Consider the following 12,708-nt stretch of genomic DNA (forward strand, 5'->3'; position numbering starts at 1 on the left):
TTTAGGTTGTCGGCGAGCTACCGTACCGACCAATTTTAAGCTGTGGTTCGCTGCGGGATCGGACAGGCGCTGCCATGTCCGCCCCGATGCGTACAATCAGATTAATAATTGTCGGTACTGCGTTAGCATTATGTTTAGAGTTATCGGGAGCTTTTTATCATTTTAGGGTTAAAACGATCGGGCAATGATCGGAGCCCATTACCGTGTCTAAGATGTCGGTGCACGCAACCTGGGGCATGAAGCGTTCAGAAACAAAGAAAGAATCAATCCGCCATCCGGCGTTGTTGGCCCGGGCATTGAAGCGGTAGGACCACCAGCTGTATTTGATTGTTTCGGGGTGTTGCACCCGCCAACTGTCAACCATGCCGATGCTAAGGAAATCATCAATCCAGGCTCGTTCTTCGGGCAGGAAGCCAGAGCGCTTGGAATTTTCCTTGGGATTTTTCAAATCGACTTCCCGATGGGCAATGTTGATATCACCACAGACGATGACGTTTTTGCCGGCGGCCAGGAGTTCTTTTATATCATCTTGAAGACAGCGGTTGAAATCCATCTTGAAAGCAAGCCGCTGCTCATCTTTCTGGCCATTGGGGAAATAGACATTATAAAGGATAAAATCCGGGTATTCCATAATAATGGTGCGGCCCTCGTTGTTAAAAGCAGCGTCAGATAAACCGGTGCGGATGGCCAGCGGCTTTGTTTTGTAATAAACCGCGGTACCGCTGTAACCTTTTTTTTCACCGGAGTGAAAATAGGCAAAATAGCCGGGGATGTTAAGCAAATTGTCTTCTAGCTGATGGTCGTGAGCTTTCGTTTCCTGAATGCAAAGAATATCAGGATTGGTTTCTAAAATAAAGGTTAGAAACCCTTTTTTTTCTACCGCCCGAATGCCGTTAACGTTCCACGAGATAATTTTCATATGTTACCTTCCTATTTTATTAAATTTAATTATTAAACCGGTTATTTTCAAACCAGGGCCATCAAATTACTCCCCTTTTTCCAGACTTTCAAGGGTTTCCAGACGATCCATGATTTCTAATAATTCTTCTTCCAGAATCGCTTTTTCTTCTGCCAGTTCCTGCAGGACGGTGTAGTCCTTAGTTATTTCCGTCAGCTTCTGGGTGACAAAATCCAGCCGCTGATCTTTGCTTTCCAGATCCTGCAGGAGGGTTTCCTGCTCCCGTTTTTCCTTGTAGGTCAGACCGGGCTTGCGGGTTTTAGGTTTTTCAAGCGGGGGCTGTTCGGGTTTTTTAACCGTTTGATTCGGGGCGTCTTCCCGGTTACCCAGTCCGCTTAGCGGATGTTTACTGATATAATCCGAATAATTGCCGGTTTGGGTAGTAATATGACCGTGACCGTCAAAGGAAAAAATCTGTTCGCAGGTGCGATCAAGAAAATAACGGTCATGAGAAACGGTCAGCATTGATCCTTGAAACTCGTCCAGGTAGGCTTCCAGAATGGTCAGGGTGTCAATATCCAGATCATTGGTAGGTTCATCAAAAAGCAGCACATTGGGAGCCATCATTAAGATCCCCAACAGGTAGAGCCGCCGTCGTTCGCCGCCGGAAAGCTCGGATATATAAACCCATTGGCTGTTTTTATCAAAAAGAAATAGTTCCATCATCTGAGCTGCGGTGACAATTTCGCCCCGGGAATTTTCCATCACTTCGGCTTTCTGCCGAATATAATCAATAGCCCGCAGACTTAGATCCATATCTTCAGATTCCTGAGAAAAATAACCGAGTTTGACGGTGTCGCCCAGAATGATGGTGCCACGATCGGGCTGTAGTTTTCCGGATAACAAATTAAGTAAGGTGGATTTGCCATAACCGTTTTTCCCGATGATTCCAATCCGTTCGCTGGGCCCCAGGATCATCGAAAAATCGTCGATGATTTTTCCAGCACCAAAAGATTTACTCAAATGCTCGATTTCAATGACCTTTTTACCAAGACGGGAAAAACCGACCGAGATTTCCATCTGGTTCTCAGAAAGATCAGTGGCCCGTTCTTTGATTTCTTCAAAGCGTTGAATTCTGGCTTTTTGTTTGGTGGTGCGGGCTCGGGCACCGCGGCGGATCCAGGCCAGTTCGCGACGATAGAGGTTTTGACGTTTCTCTTCAATCGCGGTTTGGGCTTCCCGACGGTTGGCTTTCTGTTCTAAAAAGTCGGAATAATTTCCGGTGTATTCATAAAGGTTGCCCATATCGAGTTCGATGGTTTTGGTTACGACCCGATCCAGAAAATAGCGGTCATGGGTGACCATCAGCAGCGCCCCTCTACGGTTTAGTAGATAGTTTTCAAGCCAGGCAATAGTATCATTGTCGAGATGATTGGTGGGCTCATCGAGAATCAGCAGATCACAGGGTGTCAGCAGGGCTGAGGCCATCGCCACCCGCTTGCGCTGTCCCCCGGAAAGCTGACCAATTTGTTTATGATAGTCATGAATGCCCAGTTGTGAGAGGATCGTTTCGACCTGGGATTTCAGATTCCAGAGATTTTCGTCATCGATGCGTTGGGATAAAGACATCAGCCGCTTTTGGAGCGACACCTCCTCCGGCGAGATATCCAATGCGGCCAGGGTAGACTCATAATCCCGGACCAGGTTCATTTCCGGCGAATTAGCTGAAAAAACCTGAGAAAGCACGGTGGTATCGGGGTCAAGATCGGGGTCCTGGGAAAGAATTTCAACCCGCTGGGATCCGAAAAATTTAACCTCCCCGGCATCCGGGCTATCGAGGTTTCCAATAATTCGCAACATTGAGGTTTTTCCCGATCCATTGACGCCAATCACCCCGATTTTATCGGTGTCGGCAATGGAAAATGAGATATGGTTAAATAGGGTTTTAACCCCATATGTTTTTTTAAGATTTTCAATACTGGCAATATTCATTGACTTGTCCTTTGTGTTTTCATTTTGCTAATAGTTTAACATAAATGGGAAGGAATCATGGAAAAACTTTACAAAAAGTCCTGAAAATAGTATTATGTAGTAACAAATTAAGGTGGGGTGTACAAAATGATGTTGGGTAAAACCATTTTTATAGCAAAAAGTGCAGATGTTGTAGGAAAAGTAAAACTTGGGGATTTTATCTCAGTATGGTTCCAAGCGGTCATTCGGGGTGATGTCGATAGCATCACCATTGGTGATCGGACCAATATTCAGGATGGTACGGTGGTTCACGTGGCCTCGGGTTATCCCACTGTCATCGGGGCAGGGGTTAGCATCGGCCATAATGCCACGATTCACGGCTGCGAAATTGGTGATAATGTCTTAGTCGGTATGGGTGCCATCATTTTAAATGGCGCAAAAATTGGTGACAACTCGATTGTTGGAGCCGGTTCACTGGTGACCCAGGGAAAGGTATTCCCGCCCAATTCTTTAATTATGGGCAGCCCGGCGAAAGTTGTCAGAGCCCTGAAACCCGAAGAAATTCAGAGCATCCGGGACAACGCCGAAGAATACCTCGATACGATGAAGGGCTATATGTAAACTGCCTGCAAACACGGTGCAACTAAAAAAGACCCAAGGGTCTGAGGTTATAAAAAAAATAACCCAGTACCGACAATTGTTACATCATGTTGTGCGCATCGGAGCGGACACGGCAGAGCCTGTCCGATTCCGCGGCGAACAACAGATTAACAATTGGTCGGTACGGTAGTTTATCACTAACCTCAAAGACCCCAGGGTCTTTGAGGTTGCTAAAACTTGACGGGGTTAAGGCGAAAGCGTTCCAGTGGTTTGTAGAGAATGGTGACTAGCACAATTCCCACCAGGCCTTGCAGTACACTAAAGGGCAGGTTCACCAAAGGGCCGGCAACGTTGCCGTACATGATTACTTCAGAAACGAAATAAACAGCAGTCATGGCAATGACGGCGGGAAAAGCGAAGAACAGCAAATTCTTTTCGGGAAAACGTTTCATCAGGTAACCGAAAATAAAGGCCATTGAGCCTTTGGCAATAAAGGTGGGCAGCACATAGGCCCCGTAGCCCCCGAAATAGTCAGCACTGGCCGATCCGATTCCAGCGGCAATCAGGCCGCCCCAGGGACCTAAAATAAAAGCGGATAAAAGAACTGCACCATCACCGGGATGAATATAGCCCGTGGGAAGAGGGATCTTCACAAGGGATGTCATCACAAAAGTGAGTGCCATCATTAATGCCGTGTAGGTGATTTTTTTGGTTTGGTCATTCATCTTTAAGTACCTCAATTCTAAAAAAATACTAAGCCAACGATAAACAGTCGACTTAGTATAAAATTATCTCATAGTTGTTTTAAAAAACAAGGGCTTGAATTCGTCGATTTTTTGAAAAATCTGAACCCATCAGACCTGTTCAATAAAGATATTAACGGCACTGTTCCCCGGGAGATCCGTTTTGTCCGGGTTGTTGGGTGAAATTGAAATGCTGATCGTATAACCGCTGACGGTTCCCTTGAGGTTGGTTGTTGCTGAAACCACTTCCTCAGAATAATCCGGGGCACTCGTTAGCAAGTTCTGATAGAAAACAAGGATTTCGTCGGTGGAATAGTCAGAAACATAAGACGTTTTCCAGCCCGGCTGTCCGGATACACCGGTAATCTGATGAGACTGAGAAAGACTGGTTACACCATAGAGAGGTACCATTTGGCTGGGATAATTGCCAGCGAGAAGACCGGCTTCATCAACATAAATTTCTTCATTATTTTCCTCAATAACGGTTTGCATTTCTTCAGGTACGACGATGGCGGTTGTTGCTGTTGTGTCTGGTTCGTTGTTCTTTATAGGTTCCGGCTGCTTAGTTGTTGTCGTGGTATTGGTTTCTTTAGTCGCTGTTTCTTCATCGTTTATCAGCTTTGGCATCAGCAGGGCGGCACCAGTGATAAGAACGCCAATGAGTAAAAGCGAAAGAAGGACATAACGTATTTTCATAAATAACTCCTTTTTAAATGCAATTGGCAGGCAATCGAGAAACGATAACGAAAGCTAACGGGCTTTCTTAATTACCTGATTACCGATTGAGTGCTTATTAGCATTATAACCGAGATTCTTAAATTTTAGAATAAAGATTTCAAAAAACTTGATTTTATTAAGGATATTGGATAGAATATAAAAGAAATCTTTTACGCTTTTATCGATATAAATAGAAATGAAGAATATAAATGTGAAGATAAGGACGCTGTGGGGAATGCTTTAACAGAGAGATAATCATTTTGGTGAAAGATTATTAAAAGACACCTCAGAGAGATCACCTTTGAACAGAATTTTTGAAGACTGGTTAACCGTTGGTTAAATCAGAGTAGGAAATTCCGGGGAACCGTTAAATTCATAGAGTGGGCAGTTTTCTGCCAACTTGGGTGGTACCGCGATTTTTCGTCCCTTGGATTTTTCAGGGGGCGTTTTTTGTATTTGTTGATTAGCACCGTTTAGCACATTTACGCGCGAGCTTTTATTTTATCAAAGCAACGAGATAAGCGCATAGTTTGGGTATTTAATTCAAAACATGCGCTTACAACACCGTCAACTTAAATCATTTAATTCAAGGAAAGAGACTTTATGGAGGTAGAAATTTGGCACAGTTCAAAACATTAATAGAAGGAAAAATCGGCGAAAGAGAAGACGTGATCTCTAAGCAATGGGAAGCCATGAATCTTTTGCAGAAAACCATTGATAATCGGGAAGGACAAGAAAATTTTGTCTTTTATGAAGGGCCCCCAACTGCAAATGGTCGGCCCGGGATTCATCACGTGCTGGCCCGAACCCTAAAAGATACGGTCTGTAAATACAAGGTCATGGATGGTTATCGGGTCATTCGTAAAGGCGGTTGGGACACTCATGGCCTACCGGTGGAAATCGAAGTGGAAAAACAGTTGGGTCTTTCCAGCAAACTGGAAATTGAAGCTTACGGCATCGATAAGTTCAACGAAAAATGTAAGGAATCGGTCTTTAATTATGAAAGCCAATGGAAAGAAATGAGCCGCAAAATGGGTTATTTCATCGATATGGAAGATCCTTACATTACGTTGGATAATAATTATATTGAAACCGTCTGGTGGATTCTGGATAAGTTCAATAAAGAAGGCTTTCTTTATGAAGGTCACAAGATCATGCCTTATTGTCCCCGTTGCGGTACCGGTCTGGCATCGCACGAGGTTGCCCAGGGTTATCAGGAAATAAAAAGTAATACCGTTGTGGCCGCATTTAAACGAAGCGATGCCAACGAATACTTTTTGGTGTGGACCACCACCCCCTGGACATTGGCGGCCAATGTCGCCCTGGCCGTTCATCCCGATGCCGACTACATTAAAGCCCGCAGCAATGATGAAGTTTATATCTGCGCCAAGGTTTTAGCACCCAAGTTATTGGGTGAAGACTACGAGATTCTGGAAGAAATGAAGGGCTCGGCGCTGGAATACGTTGAGTATGAACAGCTGATGCCGTTCGTGGTTCCCGATAAAAAAGCCTTTTTTGTCACCTGTGCCGATTATGTCACCACCGAAGACGGTACCGGGATTGTTCATATCGCTCCCGCCTTTGGGGAAGATGACTACAAGGTTGGTCGTCAGTACAACCTGCCGGTGTTGCAGCCAGTGGCCGAGGACGGAAAATACACCGACACCCCCTGGAAGGGACAATTTGTCATCGATGCCGATCTGGATATTATTAAATGGCTGAAGGCTGAAGGAAAACTGTTTAAAAAAGAAAAAGTCACCCATAACTATCCCCATTGCTGGCGCTGTAAAACCCCTTTGCTCTATTATGCCAAACCAAGCTGGTATCTGGAAATGACCAAGATTAAGGACCGTTTGATTGAAAACAATAATGGCGTCGAATGGTACCCGGATTTTGTTGGCGAAAAACGCTTCGGTAACTGGCTGGAAAACCTTAACGACTGGGCGATTTCCCGCAGCCGCTACTGGGGTACACCGCTGCCAGTCTGGCGCTGTGAGGAATGCGGTAAGCTGGAAACCGTCGGTTCCCGCAAAGAATTAGTCGAGCGGGCTGTTGAAAACATCGATGAAAGCATTGAGCTGCACCGCCCTTACGTCGACGATGTCCATTTCACCTGTCCCGATTGTGGCAAAACAATGACCCGGGTCAAAGATGTCATTGACTGCTGGTTTGATTCCGGCTCGATGCCCTTTGCCCAGTATCACTACCCCTTTGAAAATAAAGAGTTGTGGGAAGAACAATTCCCGGCTGATTTCATTTGTGAAGGGATTGACCAGACCCGCGGCTGGTTTTATTCATTACTGGCAATTTCCTCCTTTGTAACCGGAAAAGCACCCTATAAAAAAGTATTGGTCAATGACCTGATTCTTGATGCTGAAGGACAGAAAATGTCGAAAACAAAGGGCAATAGTGTTGATCCCTTAGAAATGTTTGCTGAATACGGGGCTGATGCGCTGCGTTGGTATCTGCTTTATGTATCACCAGCCTGGACTCCGACCCGTTTTGATGTTAAGGGAATCAAAGAGGTGCAAAGCAAGTTCTTTAACACCCTGAAAAATACCTATCATTTCTTTGCCCTTTATGCCAACACCGATAACATTGACCCAAGAGCGTTTTTTGTGCCCTATGCCAAGCGTCCGGAAATCGATGCCTGGATTCTGTCTAAATATAACCGACTGGTTAAAGAAGTTAGGGAAGAAATGGAAGTCTTTGATTTAACCAAAGCAGTCAAAAAAATCCAGAACTTTGTCAATGAAGATTTATCTAACTGGTACATCCGCCGCAATCGCCGCCGCTTCTGGGGAACCGAACTGACGGAAGATAAAAAAGCGGTTTACAACACCACCTGGGAAGTATTAGAAGGCGTGGTTCGCCTTTGTGCCCCCTTTGCGCCTTATATCACCGAAGAACTGTACCAAAAACTGACTGATGGTATCTCTGTCCACCTGGCCGATTATCCCACCGCCAATGAAGAGCTGATACAGGATGCCATTGAAGAACCGATGGATCTGGTCAGAGAACTGGTCAGCCTTGGTCGGGGGGCCCGCGAAGAAGCCCAGATCAAGGTGCGACAACCCTTGTCTAAAATTATTGTGGATGGTAAATACCGGGAAACGCTGGGCGATTTATGTGTCCTGATCGAAGAAGAATTAAATATTAAACAGGTCGTCTTTGAAGAAAATTTGGGTGATTTTATGAACTATGCCCTAAAACCGGACTTTAAGGTGGCCGGCCCGGTGCTCGGCAAAAATGTCAAGCTGTTGGGCAAGGCACTGGCATCGGCACCCGCCAGTGAGGTGGTAGCCAAGCTTGAAGCCGATGGCAGCTTTGTAATTGAGCTGGATGGACAAAGCCTTGAACTGCGCAAAGATTTCATTGACATTCGAATTTCCGCTAAAGAAGGCTTTAATGTGCAGATGTTTAACAACAAGTTTATCATTCTCGATACCAGCTTAAATCAGGATTTGCTCGATGAAGGCTGTGCCCGGGAATTTGTCTCTCGCATTCAACAACTACGAAAGTCAAGCGGCTACGAAGTCATGGACCGCATCGACATTAGCTATAGCAGTGATGCACAAATGGATCGGGCCATTGAGATCTTTACTGATTTTATTAAAACCGAAACCCTGGCGGATACGATCACCATCAAAGCCGGTGTGGGGGAAGTGTTTAGTCTGAACGGACATGATACAAGGATTGAGCTTATAAAGAAATAAATAAATGACGGTGCGCTGGTACCGTCGTTTTTTTATGAAAATGGAGAGAAGAAAAACAAAAAAAAGAAATGTTTAGCAAATGTTAAAAAATTACTAAAAAAACTAATGGTTGTCTCCGTTTTGACCGATATATATTGAAATGCGAATGTTGAATATTGGTGTTTAGTAAGTATTGTCACTTAAGCAAGTTCGCTTCGTATTTTTATCTGATCATGATGACCTGGTAGATTTAGCGTGGAAGGAGGTGACCAAATGAGAATTAACCATAATATCATGGCAATCAATAATTATCGTCAATTAACAAATAATAGTAATAATGTCAGCAAGTCTCTGGAAAAATTATCTTCCGGGCAGAGTATCAACCGGGCCGGGGATAATGCGGCGGGACTGGCTATTTCTGAAAAAATGAGGGGACAGATCCGAGGGCTGGATCAGGCTGGCAATAATGCCAGAGATGCCATCTCACTAATCCAAACCGCTGAAGGGGCTTTGAGCGAAACGCACTCCCTAATCCAGCGGATGCGGGAGCTGTCGGTGCAGGCGGCCAATGATGTCAATGCTGTGGAAGACCGGGAAGCCATTCAAAACGAGATTAATCAACTGACCAAGGAAGTTGACCGGATAGGCAATGACACCGAATTTAATACCATGAAGCTGCTCAATCAGGGCAATGCCTCGGTCAGTGCGTCAGATCAGCTGAATCTGGTTTCCAGTCTTAAAAAGTGGTGGCTAGAAGAAGCGGAAGATCTCGTAACGAGTAGCTATGGCTTAACGGCCAGTGGGATTAATATGAGTGTGGAAATTATTAATGATCCGTCCAGCAGCTATGCGGCCTATGTTCAAGGCAGTTTTACCTCGGACCCCGCTAATATGGTAGGAACCCCTGGTATTACTGGGCAAGGATCAAATCTGTCGTTAAAGATTAATTTGGCTTATTCCCAACCCACCGATACTATCGATGGGGGGACGGCACCCCAATATGTGGATCGGGTGATTGCCCATGAGATTACTCATGCGGTGATGATGTCGACGATGAATTTTGGAGATTTACCAATCTGGTTTAATGAGGGGATCGCGGAGTTTACCCATGGTGGCGACGAGCGGCTTAAATCGGGCATTGCATTATTGGGCAGTATAGAAAATGTGGTGTCAAATATCGGCGACGGCTCTTATGGGGCCTGGGATGGAAATTCCAATGACTATGCATCAGCCTATTTAGCGACGCGGTATCTGGATAAGCAGATACGCCTTAATGGTGGGGCAACCGGCATTAGAGAAGTAACCACTTATCTGGCTGCAAATCCGACGCATAATCTTGATCAGGCTTTGGCATCGGTAAAGGCGACACATGCTGGACTGAGTTTTGACAGCACCTCGACTTGGATCGCTCAGTTTAAAGCAAATGTAACAACGGGCAGTTTGGGTGCGACAACCGGTGTTGTATTAGATGCCGGAAATGAAGTCGATACCGGTTCAGCCACCGGTTCAGATGCTGCTGCCGGTACCGCAAAAACGGCCGAATCGATCATGCCGGAAACAGGCGGAGCCAGTGCATCAGAAGTCAATCAACCGATGAGCGGTTTTAACATTACCTGGCCGGATCTGGCATCTTCAGTTGGCAAGTCATTTGCTATTCAAATCGGTGCCAATACGGGGCAATCCATGGAGTTGCTCACGAGCGATATGCGGGCAGCGGCACTGGGCATTTCCAGTTTAAAGGTGGATAGTTATACATTGGCAAACAATGCCATTAGTTCTTGTGATTCGGCGATTTCCCGAGTTTCTGCCGAGCGTTCCCGATTGGGTGCCTACCAGAACCGATTGGAGCATACCACCAGAAATCTGGAATCAGCATCAGAAAACTTAAGCTCATCAGAATCCCGGATCCGGGATGTGGATATGGCCAAGGAAATGATGAATTTTACCAAAAACAATATCCTGCAGCAAGCGGCCCAGGCAATGCTATCTCAGGCTAATCAGCAACCACAGAGTGTCTTGCAGCTATTAGCCTAAAGTAGCTGATTAGCTTAAAATAAGGAGGCGGAAAAATTGGGTAGACAGTTTATGGCCAGGTGCAATCAGTGCCAAACCGAGTTTGAAGTCCGGGAAGGTGGTGGACTGGATTTTTATCTGCTCCACTGCGATACCTGTGGCGAAGAAAAAGTTATCCGCCAGGAAGAAGTACTGGAAAAAATAAAAAAGCAGGATCCAGCGTTTTCTTTTAATGAAAAGGTGGAAGCCATAGCTGGACGATGTCACGATGGCCATTATCGGATTAAGGCAAAAGCCCGCTGTCCGAATTGTCAATCTGACGACTACAGCGCCGTGACAGACGCCAATGGAGAGATCAGAATGACCTTCTATGATTAAGGTTCAATATTAATAACCCCAGGTTTAAGACGGTTTAATGTCTAAAATCTGGGGTTTTATTGGTTTAGTCATGATAAAGATTATTTTTCTTCAAACTGCGGATAATACCCTAAGAATTGAAAATATTCCGCCTTTTCTTCGATGATCGGCAACAGGTTCACCAGGGTGTTTTGGGAAATATTGCCGGTGAAGTCGATAAAAAACAGGTATTCCCAATTCTCTTTTAAAAGTGGGCGAGATTCGATCTTACAGAGATTTAGAGAGAAAACCGAAAAAATCCCGATGATTTCATAAAGTGATCCGGGACGGTGGGGCAGCCGAAAGGCAATACTGACCCGGGTAGGATTTTTAAAGAGTTCAATCTTCCGGGAAATAACGACAAACCGAGTTACATTGGTTTGGGAAAAGTTGATGTTTTCAGCCAGTACTTCCAGATCATAGATTTCTGCGGCCCGTTTGCTGGCAATAGCGGCCATGGTGGGGTCGCTTTTTTCAGCAACATAAGCCGCAGCAATGGCGGTATTGTAATAGGGAATGCACTTCCAGCGGGTATAATCATTTAGAAATTCCTGGGATTGTGAAAATCCCTGGGGATGGGAATAAACCTCGGCAATGGTCTCAAAGCTGGCTCCCTTTGGCGCCAGCAGACAGTGTCGGGCTTTGATCTCTTCTTCGCCGACGATATAATACTGATAACGGGACAGCAGGTCATAAACAGCGGCAATGGACCCGGTGGATGAGTTTTCAATCGGGAGTACTCCGTAATCGATTGACCCCTGACTCAAGGCTACAAAAACATCCTCAAAGGTTTTAAAGGGAAACAGCTCGCAGTGCTGCTTAAAAAAAGCCAGGCTGGCTTCTTCGCCATAAGAACCCCGGGTTCCGGCATAAGCTACCCGAGGTTCTTTCTTGATGGTTTGAGGATAGACCAAAAAGGCTTGTTTTAACGCATTTAAGGCATTAGCTTCATGATTTGTTTTAGTAGCCAATATTTTCTCCGATCAGGATAACCTTAATTCGATCAGGGATTCGGCTGTGTCTTGTGACCACGATATTGGCGCACATACAGTCATCACTATGACAGTGGGCACAGTTGCCGGTATCATAACAAGGCGTTTTGGCATTGTGACGGATGGCATTCACTGGTGCAGCAATATTTTGGGCCCGATAAATCCCGGCCTCGGTATTGGCAACCACCTTGTTGATCCCGGCAATAACAATTACCTGTTCCGGACCAAAGCACATCAGTGCTACCCGGTTGCTCATCCCATCCACATTGACCAGTTCCCCGTTCATAGTAATGGCGTTGGTACCGGTCAGAAACGTGTGGGCGAGTACTCCCTGGGCAACCACTTCTCTTTTTTCCTGCGGCGTCTTAGCCAGACTGCGGTCAATATATTGGTAATTGCCATTTTTAACCGCATCAAGCAGACCAATTTCCTTAATCGATTCAGACCCGCCATGGGTCACACTGACGCTGCTAGGAATCATCGATAAAGCCAGTTCTAGGCCTTCATGGGCGGTTTTGCAAAAATAGCCCTTAAAATTTCGTTTTTCAAGTTTTTTAATTAAAGATTTACTGAGATTCAGATAATTATCTTCCTTGTAACCCAAAATGATACCTCCAGAGAAAATTAATAATCTTATTATAATCCAAAGTTGTTAAAAAAACAAAATTTATTAAAAAAATGGG

The 12,708-nt window shown here is 45.2% G+C and carries 10 protein-coding genes and 1 other annotated feature; of the genes, 4 read left to right on the forward strand and 6 right to left on the reverse strand.

The annotated features are described in order from the left end of the window. Window positions 1–157: 157 nt before the first annotated feature. Both U2P91_RS12125 and U2P91_RS12130 read right to left on the reverse strand, forming a co-directional pair. Entirely contained in the window at window positions 158–919 is a 762-nt protein-coding gene (locus tag U2P91_RS12125) for an exodeoxyribonuclease III (protein WP_111889054.1), read from the reverse strand. A gap of 66 nt (window positions 920–985) precedes the next feature. Next, on the reverse strand, window positions 986–2,890 hold the full coding sequence (locus tag U2P91_RS12130) for an ABC-F family ATP-binding cassette domain-containing protein (RefSeq protein WP_111889055.1): 1,905 nt from the start codon (window positions 2,888–2,890) through the stop codon (window positions 986–988). Between the two features lie 126 nt (window positions 2,891–3,016). On the opposite strand from U2P91_RS12130, the gene U2P91_RS12135 reads away from it, so the two are divergent. Beyond that, on the forward strand, window positions 3,017–3,490 hold the full coding sequence (locus U2P91_RS12135) for a gamma carbonic anhydrase family protein (protein WP_111889056.1): 474 nt from the start codon (window positions 3,017–3,019) through the stop codon (window positions 3,488–3,490). Between the two features lie 209 nt (window positions 3,491–3,699). Here U2P91_RS12135 and U2P91_RS12140 read toward each other — a convergent pair whose 3' ends face one another. Together U2P91_RS12140 and U2P91_RS12145 are read right to left on the reverse strand one after the other, a co-directional pair. Then, window positions 3,700–4,194: an ECF transporter S component gene (locus U2P91_RS12140; protein WP_111889057.1), complete on the reverse strand. Its 495-nt coding sequence runs from the start codon at window positions 4,192–4,194 to the stop codon at window positions 3,700–3,702. A gap of 129 nt (window positions 4,195–4,323) precedes the next feature. After that, window positions 4,324–4,908, reverse strand: coding sequence for a hypothetical protein (locus tag U2P91_RS12145; protein WP_111889058.1), 585 nt, complete (start codon window positions 4,906–4,908; stop codon window positions 4,324–4,326). Between the two features lie 226 nt (window positions 4,909–5,134). Beyond that, window positions 5,135–5,360 (forward strand) — a binding site (T-box leader). Between the two features lie 186 nt (window positions 5,361–5,546). Between U2P91_RS12145 and ileS the strand changes: the two genes are divergently transcribed. The 3 genes from ileS (at window position 5,547) to U2P91_RS12160 (ending at window position 11,015) form a co-directional block, all read left to right on the forward strand. Beyond that, window positions 5,547–8,645, forward strand: coding sequence for an isoleucine--tRNA ligase (ileS, locus tag U2P91_RS12150; protein ID WP_111889059.1), 3,099 nt, complete (start codon window positions 5,547–5,549; stop codon window positions 8,643–8,645). Window positions 8,646–8,897: 252 nt separating this feature from the next. Continuing rightward, on the forward strand, window positions 8,898–10,658 hold the full coding sequence (locus U2P91_RS12155; RefSeq protein ID WP_162624545.1) for a flagellinolysin: 1,761 nt from the start codon (window positions 8,898–8,900) through the stop codon (window positions 10,656–10,658). Between the two features lie 36 nt (window positions 10,659–10,694). Further along, on the forward strand, window positions 10,695–11,015 hold the full coding sequence (locus U2P91_RS12160; RefSeq protein WP_111889060.1) for a hypothetical protein: 321 nt from the start codon (window positions 10,695–10,697) through the stop codon (window positions 11,013–11,015). Window positions 11,016–11,095: 80 nt separating this feature from the next. On the opposite strand, the gene pheA is transcribed toward U2P91_RS12160, so the two are convergent. Continuing rightward, a complete protein-coding gene (gene pheA, locus U2P91_RS12165) occupies window positions 11,096–12,004 on the reverse strand; it encodes a prephenate dehydratase (protein WP_111889061.1) in 909 nt (302 codons plus the stop codon). Continuing rightward, a complete protein-coding gene (locus U2P91_RS12170; protein ID WP_111889062.1) occupies window positions 11,994–12,629 on the reverse strand; it encodes a lactate utilization protein in 636 nt (211 codons plus the stop codon). Before U2P91_RS12170 ends, pheA begins: the two co-directional genes overlap by 11 nt. Window positions 12,630–12,708: the final 79 nt, after the last annotated feature.

The organism is Acetobacterium sp. K1/6 (assembly GCF_034438075.1).
Taxonomy (GTDB): domain Bacteria; phylum Bacillota; class Clostridia; order Eubacteriales; family Eubacteriaceae; genus Acetobacterium; species Acetobacterium carbinolicum.